Genomic DNA, 24,136 nt, shown 5'->3' on the forward strand with positions numbered 1-24,136 from the left:
GTATTTAAGAAAAACTATTAAAGAGTAACAATTACAGTGGCGAATGTGAGAATTGCCATCATTGTGAAACAGCAGGTGCAATTCGAAAGACGTTGATGTAAAATAAATACTAAATCAGGGACATACATATAGTGGGTAAATGATATAATAAGGAGCTTGATCTATGAAAACAGCAGTACTTACTGATAGTACAGCCTATATTCCTAAAAAGACACGCCAATCGAAGCAGATTCACATGGTTCCTCTTAATGTAGTGTTTGGAGAAGAATCATATCAGGAGGAAATCGACATTACTACTGACGACTTCTACGATATGGTAAAGGAAAACGAAGAGCTTCCTAAAACTTCCCAGCCATCGATCGGACTAATGACTGAAAAGCTGGAGGAACTGGCTAAGGATTATGACGCTGTAGTTGCGATTCACCTTTCAAGCGGCATCAGCGGGACGTATCAAGGTATGGTAACAGCCGGAGAAATGGTTGAGGAGATTGACGTCCATGTGTTTGATTCAGAAATGAGTTGTCTTATGCAGGGCTTTTATGTGCTGGAAGCTTCCGAGCTTGCAGCAAATGGTGCACTGCCTGAACAAATTATAGCAAGGCTGGATGAGATGAAGCAGTCGATGAACGCTTACTTTATGGCAGATGATTTATCCCATCTTCAGCGGGGAGGCCGGCTGAACGGAGCTCAGGCTTTTGTGGGCAGTCTTCTACAGGTTAAACCTGTGCTTCATTTCGTAGATACAAAGATTGTTCCATTCGAAAAGATACGTACGCGCAAAAAGGCACTAAAACGGATTCTTACTTTGTTTGAGGATTCGGTAACTCAAGAAGGACAGTATAAAGCAAGTGTTATTCATGCCAATAGAAGAGAGGATGCTGATCAGATCAAACAAGAGATTGAATCTCAGTTTCCGAATGTGGAAGTGACGGTCAGCTATTTTGGTCCTGTAATTGGAACCCATCTGGGTGAAGGTGCTATGGGGCTGGGCTGGTACCGCAAATCCTAATATTGCAGCACCTGTTTGTGAGACTCAGGCAGGTGCATAATTTCATTAAAAAGCAGGTGATGATTGGATGAAACTTTTCCGAAAACCTTCTTCTTCGTTTTCCCCTTATTTTTCCCCCTTCTCAGAAGATTCTCCCCACCAGCATTTAGCAGGCAAACTGTTAACTCGCAGTGAAATTACGTTAAAAGAGAGTGAACTTACTCAATTAAGAAAAAATTTGCTCGTCCAAATCGTTTCTTCCATCACAGGTCGGCAATGTCAACGCTGCGGCGTTCGTCAGTCTTATTTTCTCTGTTGTTTTCCCCACTCTGTCTGTCAGAAAGAATGTTGTTTCTGCCGCAACTGTATTATGATGGGACGAGTTACGGAATGTGAACCTCTCTATTTATTCAGTCCTCTTGCATCCTTTAAGAAGCATGCCTCACCTTGCCGTTGGAAGGGGGATCTAACACCAGGCCAGCAAGCAGCTGCAGACCGTATTATCAGTTCTATTCATAAGCGGGAGGAACTGCTTGTCTGGGCAGTTTGCGGCGCCGGGAAGACAGAAATGCTGTTTCCAGGTTTAACTCATGCCCTTAAGCAAGGAATGAGGATCTGCCTGGCTACCCCACGTACAGACGTGGTTCGGGAACTGGTGCCGCGACTTCGGTCTGCGTTTCCTGATGTTGAAATCGAAGCCCTGTATGGAGACAGTGAAGATAAAATGGGATCTGCTCAGCTGCTCCTCTCTACCACCCATCAATTGTACCGATACGCTGGAGCTTTCGATGTCATGATTATTGATGAAATTGACGCCTTTCCCTTTCATAATGATAATTCCCTAAAATGGGCAGCAGCTCGGGCTGCAAAGGTGGAGGCGGCAAAAATTTACTTAACAGCCACTCCGCGGAAAAAAGAAAAGCGTCGCATCAAAAATAAGCAGCTTCCCGCCGTCTTTATACCTTCCCGCTTTCATGGTCATCCTTTACCTGTGCCCAAACTCAAACTTACCCCAACGCTGCGTTCCCAATTATCTAAAGCTTCTCTTCCTAAGTCTGTCCTCAACTCGATTTCCATTCAGCAAAAAGGCAGGCGGCAGCTATTATTATTTGCCTCTACCATTTCCTACGCAGAAAAAATCGCCCGATTGTTATCATCCGATTATTCAATAGACTCCGTTCATGCTGAAGATCCAGAACGGGCGGATAAAATAGAAAGCTTTCGAAAGAGAGAGCTTGAGGTTCTTGTTACAACGACAATCCTTGAACGTGGTGTGACGTTTCCTTCCGTTGATGTATTTGTCATTGATGCAGGTCACCATGTGTTTGATGAGGCAGCCCTCGTACAAATTGCCGGAAGAGCTGGCAGAAGTCCTGAGGACCCTACAGGAGAAGTCATCTTTTTTCATATTGGAAAAACCGATGCGATGCTGGAAGCGCAGACAGCTATTGAAAAAATGAATCGGAAGGCAAAAAAGCTATGAGATGCGTGATTTGTTTTGCGTCTATTTTACCAAGCGTGAACTGGACTAACTTTTTATCACCGCAAAAAGAAGAAAAGGTTTGTCAGGTCTGCTGTGAAAAACTAGAATTCATCGATGACCCTGGCTGCCCCCGGTGTGGGCGGAGTGAGGGCACTCAACTATGTTTCGACTGTGAACGTTGGGAACAGTCCGACTATCAGAGTGTACTTACAAAAAATATATCGGTATGCACTTATAATGACTTTGCTAAGGAGCTGGTCGCACGCTGGAAATACAGAGGGGACTTTACGCTCATTGAGGCTTTTACTGAAGCTGTCCAGACGAAGTATAAAAACCACTTTAATGGGATGGAAGCTGACCTTGTCGCGATTCCCTTAAGTAAGGAGCGTTTAAGGGAGCGGGGGTTTAATCAATCTGAAGCGCTGATTACGCAGCTCGGTGCGTCTCCTGAACGCTTTTTAAAAAGAAAAGGAAGTGAGAAACAGTCCAAGAAGGGGCGCAGGGATCGGATAAGTGGAGAGAATCCTTTTGAGCTGATTGGCAGAACGGAGCGGCCGGTGGTGCTGGTGGATGATATTTATACGACTGGGATGACGGTGAGGCATCTGGCTCATCTGCTTCGGGAGGCGGGGTGTCCGGCTGTCTATTCCTTTACACTTTTTCGTTAGGAGCTCTTTTGATTTTGTGAGGTTTGCCGATATAATAGAAAAAGAGATTTATTGGAGGATTATATAGTGGCTGAGTTAGCGAATTGTCCAAGGTGTAATGCTTTATTTATGAAGGGTCCTGTAAAGGTTTGCAGGGATTGTGTGAAGCAGGAGGAAGAGGATTTTCAAACGGTTTATTCATTTGTAAGGCAGAAGAAGAATCGTACGGCTACAGTTTCTGATATTGTAAGGGAGACAGGTGTTGAGGAATATAAAATTCGTGAGTTTGTGAAAGCGAAGCGGCTGCATCCGGCTAAGTTCCCTGGATTGGCATACTCCTGTAAGAAGTGCGGAGCAGATATTAAGGAAGGCCAGCTGTGTGAAGGATGTACCGGCCAGCTTCAGGCCGACATGCAGAAGCAGGAGGAAATAAAAGCAATTGCTGAGAAAAATAAGAAAGAAGACGCAGGTCAAGTTACTTATTATTCAGTAAAGGGGAACAATCGCTAAATGAACCATAGGTGATGACCGATATAAGAGAAAGACAGTCCGATAGAAAGAGGTGGATGGTGTGAAGATCCAAGGCACGAATCATACGAATTTAAATCCATATCAGAAACAGTTTAATCAACAAAAGGATGTAAAAAATAATAGTAAGCAGCAACAGGATAAAGTGGAAATCTCTGAACACGGCAAAGCACTGCAGGATTCTGGGAAGAAGAGTGAAGATCGTCAGCAGTACATCAATGAGATTAAAGCCCAGGTTGATAACGGGAACTATAAGGTTGATTCGCAGCAGACCGCGAAGAATCTCGTTGATTTTTTTACGGATCATAAAGGAGAATAAGTGTGTTCATTAAACAGATAATAGATTACCTGGAAAGATTGAAGCAGCTGCATGAAAGTCTTCTTGCTTTATCGAAAAGAAAGACAGAAGCTTTGAAGACGAACGATATCGATGGCCTGAGATCATGCTTGAATCAGGAGCGGAAGCATATCTCTGCTATTGAGACGCTGGAGAAGAAACGGATTGCAGCTGTGAAGGAGTGGGCTGCCAATGAGGCTGACTACGAGGGAGAGAACCCGACGATCTCAGAAATTATTGAGTGGGTGGACTGGGCAGGACGGCAGCAGCTTAAAGAAGTGTATGACGCGTTCATTCTTGTACTGGCGGAGTTAAAGCAGCAGGAAGTATTGAACGGAGATTTAACGAGACAATCGCTTCAATTTGTAAATATGTCACTTGATTTATTACAGCCTACGATAGAGAGCGTCAATTATGGTGGGACCTCACGAGCAAATGGTCCCAAGCGTTCTGTATTTGATTCGCAGGCTTAAAGATAGAGGGGGAGTACGATGGGATCGACGTTCGGAGGTTTGGAAGTAGCGAAAAGCGGTTTGTTTGCCCAGCAGTCAGCGTTAAGCACGACGGGACATAACATATCGAATGCCAATACAGAGGGATATACAAGGCAGCGGGTCAATTTTGAACAGGCCGGTCCTTATCCGCCGTCTTCACGTAACCGCCCTGAAATTCCAGGACAGATTGGCGGCGGTGTTACGGCTGGGGCGATTGAACGGATTCGGGACGGTTATTTAGATGATCAATATCGAGCGGAGAATAATAAGTCCGGTTATTATGAGTCCCGGTCAGATGCGTTAGGCCGCCTTGAAGAGGTTATGAACGAACCGTCTGAGGACGGATTGTCTAAAACGATGGACCGCTTCTGGGACTCATTGCAGGACCTTTCAGTAGACCCGGAGGATTCGGGGGCACGTTCGGTTGTAAGGCAGCGAGGTCAGGCAGTGGCTGAAACTTTTAATTATTTATCCGATAAACTCAATGGATTAAAGGGTGATATCGGGAAAGAGGCAGATGTCACAACGAAAGATATTAATTCGATGGCTTCACAGATTAACAGCTTAAATCAACAAATTGCAGAGGTAGAGCCTCATGGCCAGGTGCCGAATGATTTATACGATGAACGTGACAACTTAATTGATAAGCTGTCAGAGCAGGTAAACATAGAAGTTACATATGAAAACCCACCTTCTTCTGCTGACGCGATGGCGACGGGGAAAGCGAATATTACTTTAATTGGTGAAAGTGGAGAGGCTATGGAGCCCAAGCTGGTAGATGGGTCGGATAATTCTACGAATGAGATTCAGGTAAATTACGACGAGGATCAGCTTGCTGAAAATGTAACGTTAGGTGACGAAGAATTTTCAATTAGTGAATTTACTTCAGCCGGTAAATTAAAAGGGCTGCTGGATTCAGGTGGTTTTGTAAACGAAGACGGAGAAGCGGACGGCACGATGGAAAACATGCTAATGGACTTAGATAAAATGGCAACAGGGTTTGCACAGGAATTCAATGAAGTACATACAGGTGGAGAATCTTTAAATAGTATCGAAGACGGAGCAGATGTTCCTGATTTCTTTCAAATGGATGGAGAAAAGGAAGATGGAGTTATTAAAGGTCTAGCAGGTACGCTGGATATTACCGATGAGATAAAAGAAGATACCGACCATATTGCTGCTGCCAAGGACCCTTATGCAGGAGATGGAGATAATGCAAGTGCGCTTGCCGAAGTGCAGAACCAGTCGAACGAATTGTTCGGGGAAGAAACCTCCCTGGATGATTATTACGAGTCTTTAATTGGCTCGATGGCTGTGGAAGCTCAGGAAGCGAATAGGATGAAGGGCAATGCAGATACGTTAAAAGAATCGGCGCAGGAGCAGCGCGATTCTGTAAGTTCGGTCTCTTTAGATGAAGAAATGACGAATATGATTAAGTTCCAGCATGCGTATAATGCATCAGCACGGAACATTACCACAATTGACGAACTGCTTGATCGTGTAATAAATCAGATGGGTGTAGTCGGAAGGTAGGTGAGTGAGTCATGCGCGTAACACAAGGAATGTTGTCTAATAATATGCTGGGTAATTTGAGTAAAAGCTATAGTGAGATGGGGAAATATCAGGAACAGCTTTCAACAGGTAAAAAAATCAGCAAGCCTTCACAGGACCCTGTGGTGGCCATGAAAGGGATGAATTATCGCTCTCAGGCCGGTCAGGTGGAGCAGTTCCAGCGTAATATTGGGGAAGTTCATAACTGGATGGACAACAGCGATTCGGCATTAGACGAAGGCACTCAGGCGATTCAGAGGATTCGCGAGTTGAATGTTCAGGCCAGTAACGGAACGTATGAAGATGATGAACGGGAAAATATAGCGAAAGAAGTCCGCCAGCTAAAAGAGCACTTAGGGGAGATTGCCAACACTGAGGTGAACGGAAAGCATATTTTTAATGGAGAAAATACGACCGAAAAGCCTGTGAATATGGATGATTTTACGATTGATTCGAATGATTCTCCTGTCGAGCTGGAAGTTTCCCCTGGAGTGAAACTGCAGGCTAATGTAACACCTAGTTCTGTTTTTAACGAGGATTTATTTGCGGATATTGAAAAATTTGCTTCAGATTTAGAAAACGGGGCAAGCGAAGATGAGTTAGGAAGCAGCCTCAGTCAATTTGATGATCACGTGGATAGCTTTGTCGGTGAGCGGGCCGACTTAGGTGCACGAATGAACCGTGTGGAGCTCATTGAAGATCGTTTAGGAACTCAGGAAGAAAGCGCAAAACGTATGATGTCTGATAACGAAGATGCTGAAATCGAGAAAGTGATTACGGAACTAAAAACGCAGGAAAGTGTTCATCGTGCAGCTATGGGGGTTGGAGCCCGCGTGATGCAGCCATCTCTGATGGACTTTCTTAAGTGATAAAGAGAACAGGAAAATCCAGTGAAAGCTGGATTTTTTCCTTTGAGGAGGTTTTGCTTATGAATGTACCTCAAATACAAATTCAATCAACACGGGCCAGGCTTGGACTAACTATTAATAAAGGACAGCAGACGATCCGTCAGCCCAAAGCCGAGCAGTCGATAGAGCAGCTGCAGGCGGAAATGTCGATTAAACAGCGGACCGGGCATCTGACGATTGATCAAACGAAAGCCTGGCATAATATTGATTTAAAAAGCATAGCTGAGCGTACAAAAGAAACAGCGCAGGTCGGTGACCAGAAATGGATGGAAGGTCTAGCACGGGTTGCGTCAGAAGGCGATGAATTAATGCGTATTGAAGACGGAGGAAATCCGATTGCCGCCCAGGCCGAAAGAAATGCAGGGTTTGAGTTTGAGATTCAGCCGGGCGGCCGTCCTGCCTATGAACTAGTAGATATCAGCTACGAACCCGGCGATGCAGAAATCTCTGTCGAACCGCAAAAACCGATTATACACACGACGAAGCGGGATCCACAAACTTCGGTGCAGCCAGGTAGCGTCAGCGGTTTTATGGAACAATATCCGGACTTAAAGATTGATTGGAAAGTGTAAGGAAAGGAGCTGCCTATGAAAATAGAAACAAAATATTTTGGTCAAATAAATGTGGAAAGAGATGGGATTATTCATTTTGAACAAGGGCTGCCGGGATTTGAAAGTTATCAAGACTTTGTATTGCTGCCTGTTGATGAAGACGGCGTGTATTCAGCACTGCAGTCTGTAGAAGAACCGGGTATAGCATTAATTGTGACCAACCCCTACTTGTTTTACAAAGATTACGAATTCGATTTAGATGAGAAATCACTGGAAGATGTTCAGTTAGAAAGGGCTGAGGATATAGCCGTGTACAGCGTAATTACTGTCCAGGAGCCTTTTACTCAATCAACTTTAAATTTGCAGGCACCCGTTATTGTGAATATAGAGAAGAAATTAGGAAAGCAAGTCATTCTGCACGACACAAGCTATCGAACGAAACATCCACTACTGCAGGAACAAGGCGGTGAAGCCCATGCTCGTCCTTAACCGCAAAGCAGGAGAGTCCGTTCAGATCGGTGAAGACATCTCGATTAAAGTCGTTTCTGTAGAAGGCGGGCAGGTCAAGCTTGGGATCGATGCACCGAAACACGTCGATATCCACCGTCAGGAAGTATACGCTGCAATTAAAGAAGAAAATGCCGAAGCAGCAGTATTTAAAGAAAATCTGCTGAATATGTTAAAAAGTACAAAAAAGAATTAAACTCCTGGCACAGCCGGTCGATATAAGTAATGTAACGCATTACAAAAGTCGGCCGGCTGTTTGTTTTGTATAAAAGAATTTCACAAGGACGTGGAATTACTTACACATTCAAGGAGGAATTATTAACATGAGAATTAATCACAATATTGCAGCTTTAAACACACACCGTCAAATGGGACAAGCCAACCAGGGACAGCAGGCGTCTATGGAGAAACTCTCTTCCGGGCTTCGTATTAACAAAGCAGGAGACGACGCAGCGGGTCTTGCCATCTCTGAAAAAATGCGGGGACAGATTCGCGGTCTTGACCAGGCTTCCCGTAACTCTCAGGATGGGATTTCAATGGTACAGACAGCTGAAGGTGCGTTGAACGAAAGTCATGATATCCTCCAGCGTATGCGTGAACTTTCGGTCCAATCTGCCAACGATACTAACACTGATACAGACCGTGAGGAGCTTCAGAAAGAAGTAGATCAGTTGTCAGAAGAACTAACTCGGATTTCTGACGATACAGAGTTTAACACGCAAAAACTTCTTGATGGCTCATTTGAAGGAACGCTTCAAATTGGATCTAATGAGGGACAAAATCTAGGCATAGAAATTGGTGAGATGGGGGCAGAAGCATTAGGAGTTGCTAGTAACGAAGGTGTTAATTTTGAAGTTGGGGACTCAACAGCTGCTAATACTACAGGGGCTCTAGAGAATGACACAACTTATTCAGTAGTAGAGCTTGGAGAAGAAGTGAATATTGCGGACGATGGAGATAATGGTAGCATAGATGCTAAATTTGGCCTTGAAGATTCTAATGGAGAGGTCGTAGCTGTTAGTGAGGATGGAAGTGAATACCATGCTTTGAAAAATGCTACAAAAGAATCTGAGCTAGGTGAGGACGCTTTGGCGGAATCTGATATTACATCTAACGATGGAGCAAAATTTGATGACCCTGTAACTTCAGGAACAGTTACTACAAATGGCGCAGGTGACAGTTTAACTGGTGCTACTGCCACTATAAAATTTGATGGGGGAGAGAGTCTTACATCTGGTGAATATACAGTTGTAGACGATAGCCATAATGATATATCTTCTGGAGAAAATGGGCTTGTGGATAATAAAGGTAACTTAGTAGCAGTGAGCTCGGATGGAGAAGATTGGGATACTGTAAGTGGAGAAGATTTATTTACCTCTACCACTACTCTAGATACATCAGACCAAAAAATATCAGTTGAAGGTGACGGAGGGATTGATATTTCGTCTCAAACAGCAGCTGACAAAGCTATTACCACCATCGACGGTGCAATTGAATCAGTATCAGCTGAACGTTCTAAACTAGGTGCTGTACAAAACCGTTTAGACCACACAATCAATAACCTTGGTACATCTTCTGAAAACTTAACAGCTGCGGAATCCCGTATCCGTGACGTTGATATGGCAGAAGAGCAGATGAACCAAACAAAGAATTCTATTCTTGGGCAGGCATCTCAAGCGATGATGGCTCAAGCAAATCAGTTACCGCAGGGAGTTCTTCAACTTCTTCAATAATGAAAGAGTCAAAGGAGGCGCCAATGAGGTGTCTTCTTTTTTCGTGTTTATTCGCTGAATTACTAGGGAGTAACCTACTAACTCTTTAACTAACTTTATGAGACTTCATTATTTATATAAAAACGTTACTAGGAAGTTTAATAGTTTAATTTCCTCAACATTTGACTAATAAGTCCGATATAAAAAAAAACTACATAATATGAGGAGTTGTAGAAGGTGGATGTCAAACAAAACATGACCCAATCACAGCTCCTGCAGAGAAGTGCACAGCAGCTTGGTGACGTTACAACGGTTCAGGAGAATTTAAGAGAATTAAAGAAAAAGCCTTTAAAAGAAGATACAAACTATGATCTTTACCCTTCTCCAAAGGAAGAGAGTAAAGAGATGGTAGATGGGTTAAATGAAATATTGGAAAATAAGGAAACGTCTCTTCGTTTTCAATTTCATGACAAGCTTGAGGAATACTATGTAACAATTATAGATAGTGACACGGAGGAAGTGGTGAAGGAGATCCCTCCTAAGAAGATGTTGGATTACCACGCTGCGATGGCTGAATTTCTCGGCTTACTCGTAGATGATAAAGGATAAGAGGTGAAAATATGAGTGGCATGAGAGTAGCGGGTAACGCTACAGGTATGGATATCAATCAGATCGTTGATGATTTAATGACAGCGGAACGCGAGCCTTTAAATAAAATGGAGCAGGATAAGACGAGCATTGAATGGGAGCGCGATGCTTATCGTGATGTGAATAAAGACTTTCTAGAACTCGATAATCTCGCTCTTGATATGAAGCTGGATCGTACATTCCAATCGAAAGAGGCTTCTTCTTCAGGGGCTGCTGTAAGTGCCGAGGCTGGATCTGAAGCCGGAGAAGGCCGTTATGATGTAGAAGTGACGCAGTTAGCTTCAGCTGCCTATAACATCAGTGAGAATAAATTATCTCCTTCTGAGGAGGAAAAGATTGATCCTGATGGAGCGGTCAGCGAACAGTTTCCTGACTGGACGAATGATGGATCCTTTACTATTACGACTAGTGAAGGAGATGAAACATTTGAAATCGAAGATGCTGATTCTTTAAATGATGTTTTAAGAGATATAAGTGATGCGGGTATTGGGGTGCGCGCATTCTATGATGAAAGTGCAGATAAAGTAATGATGGAGCGGTCAGAAACCGGAAATCGAATGGAAGGAAATGAAATACAGTTCTCGGGTGACGGTGCCGGTTTTCTAGAAGATACTCTTGGCCTGAACAATGAAAGAGGCGGAGAAGACGCTGAATTTAATTATGGGGATGAGGATTTTAAAGTAACTTCTCACGACAACAATTACTCTATTAACGGTTTAGACCTTACGTTTAATGAAGTCGGCTCCTCTACTGTCAATGTGACGAATAATGTGGATGGTGCAGTAGAAAAGATTACTGATTTCGTTGATAAATACAACGACATCATAGAAGGACTCGGCGAGAAATTAAATGAACGGAAGAATCGAGATTATCCTCCCCTAACCGAAGAGCAGAAGGACGAAATGGAAGACGATGAAATTGAAAAATGGGAAGAACAGGCGAAGAAAGGTCTTCTTCAGAATGATTCTGTTATCTCAGGTGCTCTCTCTCAAATGAGAAACAGTTGGTATAGTAATGTCGAAAATAATGGGGACTTCGAGCATCTTTCTGAAATTGGAATAGATACTTCTTCTGATTATCGTGAACGTGGAAAGCTTGAAGTGGACGAAAATAAGCTTCGTGATGCGTTATCGCAGGATGCCGATTCGGTGAAGAAGTTATTTGCTAATGATGGAGAAGGGAACTCCAAAGGAATTGTCCGTCAGATTGAAGATACGATTGCAAATACGCGTCAATCTATTGAACGTAAGGCAGGTAAGGAGACCAGCTTGAATCAATCGTTTACTTTAGGCAGGGATATCGTTGACCTTGAAGAACGTATGCTGAATTTTGAAGATAAGTTAACGACTGTAGAAAATCGCTACTGGGATCAATTCGGTGCAATGGAAGAAGCGATCCAGGAAATGAACTCACAGTCTGCCTATATTCAGCAGAACTTCGGTGGAGGCATGATGTAATGATTATAAGGAGTGGTTTTTAGATGTCTATTCAAGCCTATCAAAACAATTCAGTAGAAACGGCTTCTCCCGGTGAGCTGACGTTAATGCTTTATAATGGCTGCATTAAGTTTATCCGTGCCGGGAAGAAAGCAATGGAAAAGAAAGATTTTGCTAAAAAAAATGAAGGGCTGCAGAAAGCGCAGGCGATTATCCGCGAGCTGATGGTGACGATGAATCAGGATTATGCGGTAGCGGATGAGGTACTTCCTTTATACGATTACATGCTTCGTCGCTTGATCGAAGCGAATACGCAGAATGACGTGGAGATTCTTGATGAAGTCGAGAAGCTCGTTACGGAATTTCGTGATACGTGGAAGCAGGTTCTCATTCAATCACGCAAGGCTCAATATGGAAAAGGCGGTACGGCTTAATGAGCAGCTGGGCCGTCTTTTTGCAGTATACGGAAGAGTTATCACAGCAGGTAAATCAAAAGGTGAAGGACGAGAACCGAAGCCAGGTGATACAAGAGGTGCAGCGGCTGCTGGAGGAGCGTGCTAAGTTATTAAAGGATTTGCCGCAGCCAGCAGATAATGAGGAGAAAGAAATGGTTAAACAAGTGATGCGTTTAGGCCTGGATATTAATCAGAAGCTTGAGTTTTTATTTAAGGACTTAAAGGTAGAGATGAGGCATATGAAACAGCAGAAGTCGAGTAATCAGAAATATACCAACCCCTACCACAGTGTGGCTTCTTATGACGGCATGTTCATGGATCGTAAGAAATAATGAGGCAGAATCGATTAACAGTTTCCCAGTTTTATGAACTGAAGGACTATATGAGGACATTATCTGATATTAGCCATCACTTTTATGGTCTGGAAAAGGGATACTCCGATATGGAGCTTGCTCATATGATCGCTGATTTTGAGAAAGCTGATCATCATCACTCTACTGTCGCTGCTGTGCTTGGTGAGAAAGCTTCAAACGAAAGGTTCAATGAGTTCCGTGACATTGTTTTATTACTGGAGGAGTGGGTCGAAGCCCATATGGGAGATAAGAAAAATCAACTGCTGAGTGAAAAGCTTATGCCTCGTTTTGAACAATGGAAAACTGACATTCAGGCTGGTTTACTGCCTTATCTTACTCATTAAAAAGAGCCTCTCCGCTTAAGGGAAAGGCTCTTTTTTTTCGATTAATTATTGATAAATGTGGTATCTACTAACCCATTTAAGTTCGGTTTCTCTTCAAGGAACTGCAGTTCATAGGAAGAGTCGGCAAACATTTGGATTTCTTTTTCATCCACTTCGTAGGTGAAGTTCATGCGTTCCCAGGAGCTGTCAACTACTTCCTGAGATAATTCCTGATCTGTGATTTCTTTGATTTTATCAATCGCAATTTGTTTGGATTCTTCAGGGTTCTCGTTTACAAAGTCTGTTGCTTTTTTGTGGGCATCCACCAGGTTTTGAATAAGGGCTGGATCTTTTTCTTTTAATCTTTCAGAAGTAACAAATACAGAAGCCGGCATATCAGCATTGTGAGCCACTTCATCATTCTGGAACATCACTTCGCCTGTACCCTCCGCTTCAATGTAAGCTGCCCATGGTTCCGGAACAGCCGCTACGTCTACTTTGCCTGCTTCAAACATGCTGCTGTAAGTTGCTGGTTTGCCTGTTACGTGTTTCATTTCTCCATCAAGACGGTCCGATGTAATATCGAATTCATTCATCATCAATGTTTCAAACTGGACATCGTGTGTACATCCAACGCGGGGTGAAATAAAGGTTTTGCCTTTAATATCTTCTGCGGACTCGATATCTGCACCATTTCTTTTCATAATCACGGTTCCGCCGGTAGCTCCTGCAGCTACGACGTTAATCTCTGCTCCGCTTGTAAAGTGGTTCATGGCAGGGCCTGGTCCGACAATCCCACCTTCGATTTCTCCCGTTTCAACTGCCGTCATAAACGCCGATCCATCTGGAAAGTATTGATAATTTACTTCTGTGCCATCCGGCAGTGTTTCTTCATAAAATTCTTTCTCTTCAGCTACCATTCCTGCAGCGTGGTCAATGTTAGGGAAGTATCCGATCGTTACTTCATCCCCTGAACCAGAACTGCTGGTAGAGCCTTCTTCGCTTCCGCATGCTGCTAGAATGCCTGCTAGTGCGATTAAACTTATGATGGTAAAAATTCTCTTCATCTATCCTCTTCCTTTCTTTATTTACGCTAATCCCCAGCGGCTTCTTACGTTTTTCTCAAGTTTAGAAAAAATGAACTGATCCGCAATGGCCCCAATTACACCAATAATTATAATAATTCCAACTACCTGATCCATTCGAGCATAGTCCTGTGCATAGGCTAGTGAGTAGCCGAGGCCGGGACCGTTACTTAGAAGCTCTCCTGCCATTAATGCTCTCCAGCTGAAAGCCCAGGCCAGTCTCAGACCGCTCATGAAGTAAGGTACGCTCGATGGTACTTCTACTCTAAAGAACATACTTAAACCGCTTGTTCCCATTGTTTTTGCAGCTCTGACGAATTGCGGGGGAACGCTTTGGATCGCTGTCCGTACATTCAGGGCCATAACAAACGTCCCGCCGAGAACAACAACAAAGATAACGGCAAATTCGGAAAAACCAAACAGCATAATGGCTAACGGTACCCAAACAATACTTGGAATACTCTGCATCGCGATTAAGTACATACCGGCTGTTTCATCTGCCTGTTTTGATTTTCCTAAGATCACACCTAATGCGGTGCCAAAAGCAATCGCCATAGAAAGCCCGATTAATAAATGTTTAAAGCTTGCTCCTAATGCACTAAAAAAATCTCCCTGTGTAAAACCGTTGTACAAAGCTTCTCCTACACTGACTGGTGATGGAAAAACGATTTCTTCAAGCAGTCCAGAAGTAAAAACCAATTGCCATGATCCGATAACAACGAGTAAAAAAACAATACGTTTAATAAGAATATTCAACTTCATCCGTCAATTCTTCCTTTAAAACTTTATTAATTTCCCCTTTGAGCAGGTTCATGACCTGATCCTCAAGTTCAATCACCCGCTCGTCAGCACGACTTCTTGGCCGGGGGATGTCAACTTGAAAGTCAGCGATAATACGTCCTGGCCGTGTTCCCATTACAATAACCCGGTCACTCAGTTTGATGGCTTCCTGAATACTGTGGGTGACGAAGAGGATCGTTTTCTGTGTTTCTTCCCATACTTTGATTAATTCGTCATGGAGAATATGCCTTGTTTGTTCATCCAGGGCACCAAACGGTTCATCCATGAGGAGAATTTTCGGGTCCATAGCAAGTGCTCTCGCTATAGCGACACGCTGCTGCATCCCTCCTGAGAGTTCGTAGGTGTAATGCTTTTTAAACCGGCTTAAGTGCACCATTTTTAAAAAGTGATCCGCACGCTCTCCTGCTTCCTTTTTACTCATCGTCGATTTGAGTGGAAACATTACGTTATCCCGAACGTTCAGCCATGGAAACAAGGAGGCCTGCTGGAAGACCATTCCGCGGTCGGGTCCTGCTTTTTTTATCTCTTGACCTTCGAGTACTATGGATCCTGCTGAGGCATTCTCAAGTCCGGCTACCATGGAGAGAAGGGTTGATTTTCCACAGCCCGAGGGACCTAATAAGGAAACGAATTCTTGTTTCTCAATCGTTAAGTCGATATCGGAAAAAACTTGAAAACTTCCTTGATCTTTATCTTTAAATGTTTTACCGACTTGATTTAATTCAAGAAACATCCTAACCCCTCCTTTATCTATAATTCCTATTGATTTAGTTGGTTATGTCATAATGTATGATTATACCGTTGTTTCAGGACGGTTGCAATATTTTTATACTATTTAAAAAAATAAACACCTTCATGAAAAGAAGATGTTTATAAAGTGTATGATTTAATCATCGTTTGGGTTTCATCCATATTGTATTTTATATTTTTTCGATTGGAAGGGACCAGGGTCACAATGTACTGACTATAAGGTAATAGTGAAATCACCTTTAGGACGATGACACAAATCAGCACGACCATAATGTGGAACGGAATGATATAAAAAGGTTCTGCAAATACATCGTAAGGAGCATAGCGCTGGTACATATCGATTATAAAAGGATGGATAAGGTAGATCCCCATTGACATGTTCCCAAGCTTAATAAATGATTCCATAATAAAATTCTTCCAGAAAATCAGTTGATAATACAGACTGATCAGTACAATAAACGCAATTGGAATTGTAATAAAATGAAGGATATTCTCATTTGAATTAATAATCTGCTGGTGAGAGTGATAATCAAGCACGGTAAACAAAAGAACGAAAAGTCCTGTTACCAAAGCGTATATTTGGTTAATTCTTTTTAATAAAATTTGATGAATATAGGGCCATAGCTTCACGAGTAAAGCACCAAGCATAAAATAATAAATCCATTGCAGCAAAAAGGTGCGGCTGTTAATAAATGATGTCACATAGGAGTTCATGAATTCGAACTCATTTGTGATAAAGAGGTAGTTAACGTAAAAAGAAATGATCGTTAGTAAGGTAACGGTCTTTAGATTCATCCACTTTCTAATCAACAGAAACAGGAAGTAAAATTGAATAACTAAACTAATAAAGTATAAATGAAAGTAAGAATCACCGGTCACGAACATATAAATGAAGTCAAAAACTTCGGTTGAGTTAGAAAAATCCGGGAAAACCTCGGTGCCATAAGAAGCGGAGTAAATTAAATAAAATAGACTCCATACGACAAACGGGGAAATAATTTTAGTCATCCGGCTTTTTAAAAAACGATGCACATTAAACTCTTTTTTTGCCATCTGGTTATAAAGCAGAAAACCACTCATTACAGCAAACAAAGGAGTACCAATTCGTGATATTTGGTTGAAAAAATTAGTTAATGTAGTATGGCTTCCATCATACGCTCCGTAAAAACGTGCGCCTACGTGAACCATTACAACCAGTAAACAGGCGATGGCCCGAACGAAATTGATTTCGTATAAGTATTTTTTCTCCAATGACATTCATCCTCATGCAGATTCTAGGTGTACCCCTTATAGAATTAGACAATTCGCAAATCTTTTGGCCGTATTTTAAAAAATCGAAATAAAATATATTAAGAAAATATTAAATTCGTATGTAAAAGGGTTGGTGATCTATTTAAATTATTTAAGGAAAGTATGTGTGTTCAACGTGTATTTAAAAAAGAAGCCAATCCCTTTGCTTAGTCTGCACGTCATTTCCGGATATAACGCCTTTAAAATTGATATTCCATCATTTACCGACATAAAATAGTCAAAAGATTGCGTAAGTTTATGCAGGAATAGGCCAGGGTATGGTAGAATATAAACTACATAAGGATGAAAGGAGGACACTTCTAGATGTTAACTTACAACATTCGTGGTGAAAACTTAGAGGTGACGGATCCTATTAAGGATTATGTGGAGAAAAAGGTGGGCAAGCTGGAACGCTACTTTGAAACTCCCCCGTCTTCTGAAGTACACGTTAATTTAAGTGTCTATAATGATGAGCAGACTATCGAGGTTACAATCCCGATGAAGAACTTGCTTCTTCGTGCCGAGGAACACAATACAGATTTATACGCTGCCATCGACCTTGTGGTAGATAAATTGGAAAGACAAATTCGTAAGTACAAAACAAAAGTAAATCGGAGATCACGCCAGGAAGGCGCACCGAAGTATGTGTTTGCTGAATTGGAGAGAGAAGCTCAAGAGCAACGCGAAGAGAATTATAATGAAGATTCAGATGTTGAAATCGTAAGAACGAAGCGTTTCGATTTAAAACCGATGGATAGTGAAGAAGCTGCATTGCAAATGGATTTACTGGGCCATGCTTTTTATGTATTTACCAACGCAGAGACTGATGAAACGAACATTGTGTACAAACGACGTGATGGGCGTTATGGATTAATTGAAACGTAATAACTATTAGGAAGAGCAGTCCTTTTGCAGGGCTGCTCTTTTTTGAGAATAACTATGAAAGTACTTTTACGATTATATTATTACATATGAAAAATGCTTTTTAATGTATAAAAACGTTATTTTTATCGCTTAAACTGCTTGAAAAAAACTCCAAACCCCGCTTTTTATTCCCTCCGTATCTCATGATATAAAGATTATGTAAGAATCCTACCTCGGAGGCGATAGTATGTCAGATACTTATACTTGTTCTGATTGTCTTTATCTATATGAAAAGATAAAGCAGCAGGAAGAAACGATTGCTCAGCTTGTCGAGATCATAGGTGCGGCCAACCGTCGGATATTTGACGTAGATCAGCGTCAATTGAAGTTGGAGCATCAGCTTGTTCGTGAGCACAGCCTCGCCTGGCCCCATCCCTTAACCCCATAATCGCCTCCAGCGAATGAACAGTTCACCCCCGTTCTGTTCATTCGTCTCCTTTTTAACCCAGTCCCCTCAAATTAGGTTTTGTTGTCACTATGCTTCCTTTAGTGTTATGATAATGGGTGGATTAAACTAAAAAATTCAACCGGGGATAGGTAATTAAAGAGGAGCGGTTGCAATGATTGGAACGCTTAAGAAAATCTTTGGCGATGGAAACTCACGCCAATTAAAAGGTTTAGAGAAAACGACTGAGAAAGTGAATGAATTAGAGACAGATATATCAAAACTCTCTGATGATGGACTACGTAAGAAGACAGAAGAGTTTAAAAAACGCTATGAACAAGGTGAAAAGCTGGATGACATGATGGTGGAAGCTTTTGCAGTCGTGCGTGAAGCTTCTAAACGTGTACTTGGCATGCGTCCATTTGATGTTCAGGTTATGGGAGCTGTTGCTCTCCATGAAGGTAATATTGCAGAAATGAAAACAGGGGAAGGTAAAACGTTAGCCTCCACCATGCCTGCCTATTTAAATGCGATCACCGGCAAAGGCGTTCATATTATTACTGTAAACGACTACTTAGCAAGCCGTGACTCAACAGAGATGGGTGAGCTTTTTCAATTTCTTGGACTAACCGTGGGTCTGAACCTTAATGGGATGTCCAAGGATGAGAAACGTGAAGCTTATCTGGCTGATATAACGTATGGTACAAATAACGAGTTTGGGTTTGATTACCTGCGTGACAACATGGTTTTATATAAAGAACAAATGGTGCAGCGTCCTCTCCACTACGCTATTATTGACGAAGTCGACTCCATCTTAATCGATGAGGCGCGTACACCGCTTATTATTTCAGGAACGGCTTCCAAATCGGCGGACTTGTATCAAGGAGCCAATTCCTTTGTGCGTCTGCTTAAACGTGATGATGAATATACGTACGATGAGAAGACGAAAAACGTTCAGCTTACTGAAGAAGGAATTAATAAAGCCGAGAAGTATTTTAAAGTGGAAAATTTATTCGACCTTGCCAACGTCTCGCTGATCCACCATATCAATCAGGCATTGAAGGCTCATACTACCATGCAGCGTGATACAGACTATGTCGTTGAAGAAGATGAAGTGGTGATCGTTGACCAATTTACCGGTCGTTTAATGAAAGGGCGCCGCTACAGTGACGGGCTGCATCAGGCGATCGAAGCTAAAGAAGGTTTACGTATTCAAAATGAGAGCATGACGTTAGCCTCGATTACATTCCAGAACTTATTTAGAATGTATGAGAAGTTGGCAGGCATGACAGGGACAGCGAAAACAGAAGAGGAAGAATTTCTAAATATTTACAACATGCGTGTTATTTCTATACCGACCAATAAACCGATCGTAAGGGAAGATAAACCCGACCTCGTCTATAAAACTATGGACGGTAAATTTAAGGCGGTCGTGGAAGATATTAAAGAGCGCTATCAAAAAGGACAGCCCGTACTTGTGGGTACAGTAGCAGTTGAAACTTCTGAAATCATTTCGCGTTATTTAACGAAAGCGAAGGTCCCGCACAATGTGCTTAACGCGAAAAACCACTTCCGGGAAGCTGAAATCATTGAAAATGCAGGGCAGCGCGGTGCGGTTACGATTGCCACAAACATGGCCGGACGTGGTACTGATATTAAACTAGGTGATGGCGTGCGCGACCTTGGCGGACTGGCTGTACTAGGTACAGAACGTCATGAGTCCCGCCGTATTGATAATCAGCTTCGTGGGCGTTCAGGGCGTCAGGGTGACCCGGGAATGTCTCAATTTTATCTGGCTACGGACGATGAATTAATGCGTCGTTTTGCTTCAGACAATATGCGTAATATGATGGAACGTCTGGGAATGGACGATTCACAGCCAATCGAGAGTAAAATGATCTCTCGAGCGGTCGAATCTGCACAAAAACGAGTAGAAGGGAACAACTTCGATGCTCGTAAGACCATTCTTTCTTATGATGACGTACTTCGACAGCAGCGTGAAGTTATTTATAAGCAGCGCTACGACGTGCTTACTTCTGACAATCTTCGTGAAATCATTGAGCAGATGATCGAACGAGTCGTACAGCTGACGGTCCAGGCACATACAAGTGAAGAGCTGGACGAAGACTGGGAGCTCGAGGCTATCGTAGAATATTGCCGGGCGAACCTGCTTCAGGAAGGCGATGTAACCGTTGATGACTTAAAAGGTAAAGATCCTCAGGAAATGGAAGAGTTGATCTTGAAGAAGGTTAAAGAACGTTACGATGAAAAAGAAGCCGAGCTGTCTGAAGAACAAATGCGCGAGTTTGAAAAAGTAATTCTTCTGCGTACAGTGGATCAGAAATGGATGGACCATATTGACCAAATGGATCAATTACGTCAGGGTATCCACCTTCGTGCCTATGGTCAGAATGATCCTCTTCGCGAGTATCAATTCGAAGGCTTCAGTATGTTTGAAACCATGGTGCAAACCATAGATGAAGAAGTGGCCAAGTACGTTATGAAAGCCCAGATCCGAAATAATCTTCAGCGGCAGGAAGTTGCTCAAGGAGCAAAGGCTGTGTCTGGAGACAGCGAGCAAAGTAAAGAGAGCAAGAAAAAGACACCTTTTGTCAAAAAAGATACGGTAGGTCGTAACGACCCTTGTCCTTGTGGCAGCGGAAAGAAATATAAAAACTGTCACGGCGCATAACAAACGAGACACTTCCTGGCTGGAAGTGTCTTACCTTGTGTTCAGTACCATTTTAATAGGAGTGATGGAATCATGGATATGGCCGATATTCGCCACCAATTAGACAATACAGCTAAACGTTTAGCGGACTTCAGGGGGTCTCTTTGACGTCGATCAAAAGAAGACCCGTATTGCAGAGCTTGAAGAAGAGATGACTGAGCCTGGCTTTTGGGATGATCAGGATAAAGCCCAAAAAGTCATTAATGAAGTGAACGGGCTTAAAGGTCTCGTTCATACTCTCGAAGAGCATGAGGAAACACATGAAAATTTAGAAGTATCGTATGAGCTTGTGAAGGAAGAAGACGATGAAGACTTACGTGTTGAGCTTGAGGAAGAAGTAACTCAGCTGTTGAATAACTTAAATGAATTTGAACTGAATATGCTCTTAAGCGAGCCTTATGATAAGAACAATGCCATCCTGGAACTGCACCCAGGGGCAGGAGGCACAGAGTCACAGGACTGGGCCAGCATGCTGCTTCGCATGTATACCCGATGGGCTGAAAAGAAAGGATTTTCCGTAGAAACGCTGGATTATCTGCCTGGTGAAGAAGCTGGTGTAAAAAGCGTCACCCTTCTTATTAAGGGGCATAACGCTTATGGTTATTTAAAGGCAGAAAAAGGGGTTCACCGTCTTGTGCGGATCTCACCATTTGATTCATCCGGCCGCCGTCACACTTCTTTTGTATCCTGTGAAACGATGCCTGAATTTAATGATGAAGTCGAGATCGACGTAAAAACAGAAGATTTAAAGATTGATACGTACCGTTCAAGCGGAGCCGGCGGTCAGCACGTAAACACTACTGACTCAGCCGTACGGATCACTCACTTGCCGACCAAAACCATCGTTACATGTCAGTCGGAGCGTTCTCAGCTGAAGAACCGTGAGCAAGCGATGAAAATGTTGAAGTCTAAACTGTATCAGCTTGAGATCGAACGTCAGCAGGCTGAAATGGACGAAATTCGTGGGGAACAAAAAGAGATTGGATGGGGAAGCCAAATACGCTCTTACGTTTTCCACCCCTACTCCATGGTGAAGGATCACCGTACTAATCTAGAGAATGGTAATACTCAGGCAGTCATGGACGGGGAGCTTGATAAATTTATCAATGCTTATTTACGCTCCCGGATGGATTAATAATAAAAAGCTCCTTTCTTTAGGTAGAGAGGAGTATTTTTTATACTTGAAGAATGTTTAATTTTGTTAAAGAACTAAACTATAAGAAAAGCTGGAACGTAAGCCAAGTTTTTCTCATACATTCGAAGAAGGTGAACAAATGGATATTAGACACCTCAAATATTTTATAGAAGTATCAAAGTTTAAAAGCTTTACCAGGGCAGCCGACCATTTATTTGTAACCCAGCCGACGATTAGTAAAATGATCAAAAATTTAGAAGCAGAACTTGGAGTCGAACTTTTTGAACGTTCCAGGAAACAGCTGGTACTAACCGATGCCGGGCGTGTAATTTTGGATCAAGCTCAAACCATTGATAAAGCTTTTAACAATCTTCAAACTGAACTCGATGATTTACTTGGTTTACAGAAAGGGCACATACGAATCGGACTTCCTCCCATTATGGATGCTGATCATTTTATAAAGATACTTGGCGAATTTCATCAGCATTATCCTAATATTACTTTTCAGCTGCTCGAGAATGGGGCGAAAAAAATCGAGGAAGATATCCTACAGGAGAATCTGGATGTTGGAATTACTGTGCTGCCAACAGAAGAAGAGGAGTTCCATTACTTTTCCTTTATGAAGGAAGAACTGCGAGTGGTCGTGCCTCCCTCTCATCCTTTAGCGGGTCGAAAGCAGGTTAGGCTTGAAGAGCTCGAGGAAGAACAGCTGATTCTGTTTAACAAGGATTTTGCATTAAATGACCGGATTACAGGAGCCTGTAAGGAAGCGGGATTCCAGCCGAAAGTCGTATCCGAAAGTTCGCAATGGGATTTTATTGGTAAAATGATTGCCTCAAAGCTCGGAATTTCGATATTACCTTACAGTGTGGCACAGCTTTTAAAAGAAGAAATCCGTACGATTAAAGTGGTTAAACCGATGATTGAATGGGACCTTGCTATTATTTGGCGTAAAGACCACTATTTGTCTTATGCTACAAAAGAATGGCTTACTTTTACGCAAGACTTTTTGTCTGTAGGGAGCATCTCCAAGTAGGAGGTGCTTTTTTTGTTATCGATTTCGCTAATTATATGCTTATACGGCATAATTGAAAGCAGTTGCATAGATGTTGTCTATCTTAATCATGATTAATAACCATTTCACTTATGTGTAAGGGAGTTTTACACTTGTACTAGAATTTAAATAAGGGAAGGGAACTTGATATGACTGAAATCAAAAGTCCGAAAGAAAGTTTAATTGTAAATACAGATCAAGTAATGATTAATGATTTAAATAATTACAACACATTGTTTGGCGGGGTTTTGATGAAAAAACTTGATAACAACGCTACACTGTCTGCCCGTCGTCATGCAAGAGTGAAAGAGTGTGTAACTGCCTCAACGGATTCAATTGATTTCTTATACCCGATCACGCAATCCGATTCAGTGTGTGTTGAGTCTTTTGTTTCCTATACAGGGGAGAAATCCATGGAAGTCTTTTGTAAGGTAATTGCTGAAGATATGATGACGGGAGAACGCCGAATGGCAGCCACTGCATTTCTTACTTTTGTTGCTTTAGATGAAAATAAAAAACCGATGACTGTTCCGGAACTGCGGCCAGAAACGGAGGAAGAGATATTCCTTTATGAATCTGGTAAGGCACGTGCAGAGACACGACGAATTCGAAGAAAACACAGTAAAGAATTAACGGAGAAGGTCGGATTAGACAAACCTTGGGAAGAAGGAGAGATGAAAGGTGAGTACAATGTTAGCGGGATTAAATGATATTTATAAAGCACAGGAAGACTTGGAGAACCTCAAGCTGAATTATCCGGATCTTTATGAACAGCTGCATCACGTCGTCAGTTTAACACGACAGCTTCAGATCAAATATGGTTACATGGGTTCTTTATTGAGAGATGAAGACCTTCCTAAGTATCGGCCGCAATTTGTTCGGGATTCGATCCTTTCCCTGTATCAGAACGAAGTCGAAAAACTGAAACAGAACCCCGACTTTGGGAAAGTTAAAGAACTAATAAAGGATCACGCCAAAGTTGGCGATCCCAAATTGTTTCTCTTAATACTTGGAGCTAAGCCTGAGCTGCTTCAAGGGTCTACCATTATGAAATAACAGA

At 42.4% G+C, this 24,136-nt stretch carries 28 protein-coding genes; 24 read left to right on the plus strand and 4 right to left on the minus strand.

Annotated elements, in window-relative coordinates; translation table 11 throughout:
• Positions 1-163: 163 nt before the first annotated feature.
• The 17 genes from C1A12_RS06545 (at position 164) to C1A12_RS06625 (ending at position 12,942) form a co-directional block, all read left to right on the plus strand.
• On the plus strand, positions 164-1,009 hold the full coding sequence (locus C1A12_RS06545; RefSeq protein WP_101843023.1) for a DegV family protein: 846 nt from the start codon (positions 164-166) through the stop codon (positions 1,007-1,009).
• Between the two features lie 67 nt (positions 1,010-1,076).
• The gene (locus C1A12_RS06550) at positions 1,077-2,471 is read left to right on the plus strand and encodes a DEAD/DEAH box helicase (protein ID WP_101843024.1); all 1,395 of its coding nucleotides are present in this window, start codon (positions 1,077-1,079) and stop codon (positions 2,469-2,471) included.
• Entirely contained in the window at positions 2,468-3,139 is a 672-nt protein-coding gene (locus tag C1A12_RS06555) for a ComF family protein (protein ID WP_101843025.1), read from the plus strand. Before C1A12_RS06550 ends, C1A12_RS06555 begins: the two co-directional genes overlap by 4 nt.
• Before the next feature lie 66 nt (positions 3,140-3,205).
• Positions 3,206-3,628, plus strand: a complete 423-nt coding sequence (locus C1A12_RS06560) for a TIGR03826 family flagellar region protein (protein WP_101843026.1) — start codon at positions 3,206-3,208, stop codon at positions 3,626-3,628.
• A 61-nt stretch (positions 3,629-3,689) separates the two neighbouring features.
• Positions 3,690-3,965: a flagellar biosynthesis anti-sigma factor FlgM gene (gene flgM / locus C1A12_RS06565; RefSeq protein WP_159462154.1), complete on the plus strand. Its 276-nt coding sequence runs from the start codon at positions 3,690-3,692 to the stop codon at positions 3,963-3,965.
• A gap of 2 nt (positions 3,966-3,967) precedes the next feature.
• Positions 3,968-4,456: a flagellar protein FlgN gene (locus C1A12_RS06570; protein ID WP_101843028.1), complete on the plus strand. Its 489-nt coding sequence runs from the start codon at positions 3,968-3,970 to the stop codon at positions 4,454-4,456.
• A gap of 18 nt (positions 4,457-4,474) precedes the next feature.
• Positions 4,475-6,010 (plus strand): flagellar hook-associated protein FlgK, encoded by a 1,536-nt coding sequence (flgK, locus tag C1A12_RS06575; protein WP_101843029.1) that lies wholly within the window; start codon positions 4,475-4,477, stop codon positions 6,008-6,010.
• Positions 6,011-6,021: 11 nt separating this feature from the next.
• Positions 6,022-6,897, plus strand: coding sequence for a flagellar hook-associated protein FlgL (gene flgL, locus C1A12_RS06580; protein ID WP_101843030.1), 876 nt, complete (start codon positions 6,022-6,024; stop codon positions 6,895-6,897).
• Between the two features lie 59 nt (positions 6,898-6,956).
• Entirely contained in the window at positions 6,957-7,508 is a 552-nt protein-coding gene (locus C1A12_RS06585) for a DUF6470 family protein (protein WP_101843031.1), read from the plus strand.
• Between the two features lie 15 nt (positions 7,509-7,523).
• Positions 7,524-7,976, plus strand: a complete 453-nt coding sequence (gene fliW, locus C1A12_RS06590; protein WP_101843032.1) for a flagellar assembly protein FliW — start codon at positions 7,524-7,526, stop codon at positions 7,974-7,976.
• Entirely contained in the window at positions 7,963-8,190 is a 228-nt protein-coding gene (gene csrA, locus C1A12_RS06595; RefSeq protein ID WP_101843033.1) for a carbon storage regulator CsrA, read from the plus strand. Before fliW ends, csrA begins: the two co-directional genes overlap by 14 nt.
• A 127-nt stretch (positions 8,191-8,317) precedes the next feature.
• A complete protein-coding gene (locus tag C1A12_RS06600; RefSeq protein WP_101843034.1) occupies positions 8,318-9,727 on the plus strand; it encodes a flagellin in 1,410 nt (469 codons plus the stop codon).
• A gap of 216 nt (positions 9,728-9,943) precedes the next feature.
• Positions 9,944-10,315: a flagellar protein FlaG gene (gene flaG / locus C1A12_RS06605; protein WP_235001545.1), complete on the plus strand. Its 372-nt coding sequence runs from the start codon at positions 9,944-9,946 to the stop codon at positions 10,313-10,315.
• A gap of 11 nt (positions 10,316-10,326) precedes the next feature.
• Complete coding sequence (locus tag C1A12_RS06610; RefSeq protein WP_101843035.1) at positions 10,327-11,811, plus strand: flagellar hook-associated protein 2; 1,485 nt, start codon at positions 10,327-10,329, stop codon at positions 11,809-11,811.
• Between the two features lie 23 nt (positions 11,812-11,834).
• Positions 11,835-12,224 (plus strand): flagellar export chaperone FliS, encoded by a 390-nt coding sequence (gene fliS / locus C1A12_RS06615; protein ID WP_101843036.1) that lies wholly within the window; start codon positions 11,835-11,837, stop codon positions 12,222-12,224.
• A complete protein-coding gene (locus C1A12_RS06620) occupies positions 12,224-12,577 on the plus strand; it encodes a flagellar protein FliT (protein WP_101843037.1) in 354 nt (117 codons plus the stop codon). Before fliS ends, C1A12_RS06620 begins: the two co-directional genes overlap by 1 nt.
• Positions 12,578-12,627: 50 nt before the next feature.
• Entirely contained in the window at positions 12,628-12,942 is a 315-nt protein-coding gene (locus C1A12_RS06625; RefSeq protein WP_145997036.1) for a hypothetical protein, read from the plus strand.
• Positions 12,943-12,983: 41 nt separating this feature from the next.
• On the opposite strand, the gene C1A12_RS06630 is transcribed toward C1A12_RS06625, so the two are convergent.
• The 4 genes from C1A12_RS06630 to C1A12_RS06645 form a co-directional block, all read right to left on the minus strand.
• On the minus strand, positions 12,984-13,988 hold the full coding sequence (locus tag C1A12_RS06630) for an aliphatic sulfonate ABC transporter substrate-binding protein (protein WP_101843039.1): 1,005 nt from the start codon (positions 13,986-13,988) through the stop codon (positions 12,984-12,986).
• Positions 13,989-14,009: 21 nt separating this feature from the next.
• On the minus strand, positions 14,010-14,768 hold the full coding sequence (locus C1A12_RS06635) for an ABC transporter permease (RefSeq protein ID WP_200816555.1): 759 nt from the start codon (positions 14,766-14,768) through the stop codon (positions 14,010-14,012).
• A complete protein-coding gene (locus C1A12_RS06640) occupies positions 14,746-15,540 on the minus strand; it encodes an ABC transporter ATP-binding protein (RefSeq protein ID WP_101843040.1) in 795 nt (264 codons plus the stop codon). The genes C1A12_RS06635 and C1A12_RS06640 overlap by 23 nt, the downstream gene beginning before the upstream one ends.
• Before the next feature lie 137 nt (positions 15,541-15,677).
• A complete protein-coding gene (locus C1A12_RS06645) occupies positions 15,678-16,808 on the minus strand; it encodes an acyltransferase (protein ID WP_159462155.1) in 1,131 nt (376 codons plus the stop codon).
• Positions 16,809-17,171: 363 nt separating this feature from the next.
• On the opposite strand from C1A12_RS06645, the gene hpf reads away from it, so the two are divergent.
• The 7 genes from hpf (at position 17,172) to C1A12_RS06680 (ending at position 24,132) form a co-directional block, all read left to right on the plus strand.
• A complete protein-coding gene (gene hpf, locus C1A12_RS06650) occupies positions 17,172-17,732 on the plus strand; it encodes a ribosome hibernation-promoting factor, HPF/YfiA family (protein WP_101843042.1) in 561 nt (186 codons plus the stop codon).
• Between the two features lie 226 nt (positions 17,733-17,958).
• Complete coding sequence (locus tag C1A12_RS06655) at positions 17,959-18,159, plus strand: hypothetical protein (RefSeq protein WP_101843043.1); 201 nt, start codon at positions 17,959-17,961, stop codon at positions 18,157-18,159.
• Positions 18,160-18,331: 172 nt separating this feature from the next.
• Positions 18,332-20,848 (plus strand): preprotein translocase subunit SecA, encoded by a 2,517-nt coding sequence (gene secA, locus C1A12_RS06660; protein ID WP_101843044.1) that lies wholly within the window; start codon positions 18,332-18,334, stop codon positions 20,846-20,848.
• Positions 20,849-20,920: 72 nt separating this feature from the next.
• Positions 20,921-22,022 (plus strand): peptide chain release factor 2 gene (prfB, locus tag C1A12_RS06665; RefSeq protein ID WP_145997037.1). Its coding sequence is split into 2 segments (ribosomal slippage): positions 20,921-20,992 and positions 20,994-22,022, totalling 1,101 coding nucleotides; the frame shifts between segments, so codons are not numbered across the junction.
• A 139-nt stretch (positions 22,023-22,161) separates the two neighbouring features.
• Positions 22,162-23,058: a LysR family transcriptional regulator gene (locus C1A12_RS06670; RefSeq protein ID WP_101843045.1), complete on the plus strand. Its 897-nt coding sequence runs from the start codon at positions 22,162-22,164 to the stop codon at positions 23,056-23,058.
• Between the two features lie 167 nt (positions 23,059-23,225).
• Positions 23,226-23,786 (plus strand): acyl-CoA thioesterase, encoded by a 561-nt coding sequence (locus C1A12_RS06675; RefSeq protein WP_101843046.1) that lies wholly within the window; start codon positions 23,226-23,228, stop codon positions 23,784-23,786.
• Positions 23,767-24,132 carry a hypothetical protein gene (locus C1A12_RS06680; RefSeq protein ID WP_235001568.1) on the plus strand — a complete coding sequence of 122 codons (366 nt, stop codon included), beginning with the start codon at positions 23,767-23,769 and terminating at the stop codon, positions 24,130-24,132. The genes C1A12_RS06675 and C1A12_RS06680 overlap by 20 nt, the downstream gene beginning before the upstream one ends.
• Positions 24,133-24,136: the final 4 nt, after the last annotated feature.

Origin of the sequence: Halobacillus sp. Marseille-P3879, from assembly GCF_900240285.1 — a bacterium.
Lineage (GTDB): Bacteria > Bacillota > Bacilli > Bacillales > Halobacillaceae > Halobacillus_A.

Excerpts from the sequence above, each read along its gene's own strand:
- C1A12_RS06585 (WP_101843031.1), top strand. The coding sequence starts at position 6,957 with ATGAATGTACCTCAAATACAAATTCAATCAACACGGGCCAGGCTTGGA.
- flgL (WP_101843030.1), top strand. The coding sequence starts at position 6,022 with ATGCGCGTAACACAAGGAATGTTGTCTAATAATATGCTGGGTAATTTG.
- C1A12_RS06550 (WP_101843024.1), top strand. The coding sequence starts at position 1,077 with ATGAAACTTTTCCGAAAACCTTCTTCTTCGTTTTCCCCTTATTTTTCC.
- C1A12_RS06680 (WP_235001568.1), top strand. The coding sequence starts at position 23,767 with ATGTTAGCGGGATTAAATGATATTTATAAAGCACAGGAAGACTTGGAG.
- fliS (WP_101843036.1), top strand. The coding sequence starts at position 11,835 with ATGTCTATTCAAGCCTATCAAAACAATTCAGTAGAAACGGCTTCTCCC.
- C1A12_RS06670 (WP_101843045.1), top strand. The coding sequence starts at position 22,162 with ATGGATATTAGACACCTCAAATATTTTATAGAAGTATCAAAGTTTAAA.
- C1A12_RS06620 (WP_101843037.1), top strand. The coding sequence starts at position 12,224 with ATGAGCAGCTGGGCCGTCTTTTTGCAGTATACGGAAGAGTTATCACAG.
- C1A12_RS06635 (WP_200816555.1), bottom strand. The coding sequence starts at position 14,768 with ATGAAGTTGAATATTCTTATTAAACGTATTGTTTTTTTACTCGTTGTT.
- C1A12_RS06675 (WP_101843046.1), top strand. The coding sequence starts at position 23,226 with ATGACTGAAATCAAAAGTCCGAAAGAAAGTTTAATTGTAAATACAGAT.
- secA (WP_101843044.1), top strand. The coding sequence starts at position 18,332 with ATGATTGGAACGCTTAAGAAAATCTTTGGCGATGGAAACTCACGCCAA.
- flgK (WP_101843029.1), top strand. The coding sequence starts at position 4,475 with ATGGGATCGACGTTCGGAGGTTTGGAAGTAGCGAAAAGCGGTTTGTTT.
- C1A12_RS06640 (WP_101843040.1), bottom strand. The coding sequence starts at position 15,540 with ATGTTTCTTGAATTAAATCAAGTCGGTAAAACATTTAAAGATAAAGAT.
- C1A12_RS06625 (WP_145997036.1), top strand. The coding sequence starts at position 12,628 with ATGAGGACATTATCTGATATTAGCCATCACTTTTATGGTCTGGAAAAG.
- C1A12_RS06600 (WP_101843034.1), top strand. The coding sequence starts at position 8,318 with ATGAGAATTAATCACAATATTGCAGCTTTAAACACACACCGTCAAATG.
- C1A12_RS06655 (WP_101843043.1), top strand. The coding sequence starts at position 17,959 with ATGTCAGATACTTATACTTGTTCTGATTGTCTTTATCTATATGAAAAG.
- C1A12_RS06555 (WP_101843025.1), top strand. The coding sequence starts at position 2,468 with ATGAGATGCGTGATTTGTTTTGCGTCTATTTTACCAAGCGTGAACTGG.
- csrA (WP_101843033.1), top strand. The coding sequence starts at position 7,963 with ATGCTCGTCCTTAACCGCAAAGCAGGAGAGTCCGTTCAGATCGGTGAA.
- C1A12_RS06545 (WP_101843023.1), top strand. The coding sequence starts at position 164 with ATGAAAACAGCAGTACTTACTGATAGTACAGCCTATATTCCTAAAAAG.
- hpf (WP_101843042.1), top strand. The coding sequence starts at position 17,172 with ATGTTAACTTACAACATTCGTGGTGAAAACTTAGAGGTGACGGATCCT.
- C1A12_RS06630 (WP_101843039.1), bottom strand. The coding sequence starts at position 13,988 with ATGAAGAGAATTTTTACCATCATAAGTTTAATCGCACTAGCAGGCATT.
- fliW (WP_101843032.1), top strand. The coding sequence starts at position 7,524 with ATGAAAATAGAAACAAAATATTTTGGTCAAATAAATGTGGAAAGAGAT.
- C1A12_RS06610 (WP_101843035.1), top strand. The coding sequence starts at position 10,327 with ATGAGTGGCATGAGAGTAGCGGGTAACGCTACAGGTATGGATATCAAT.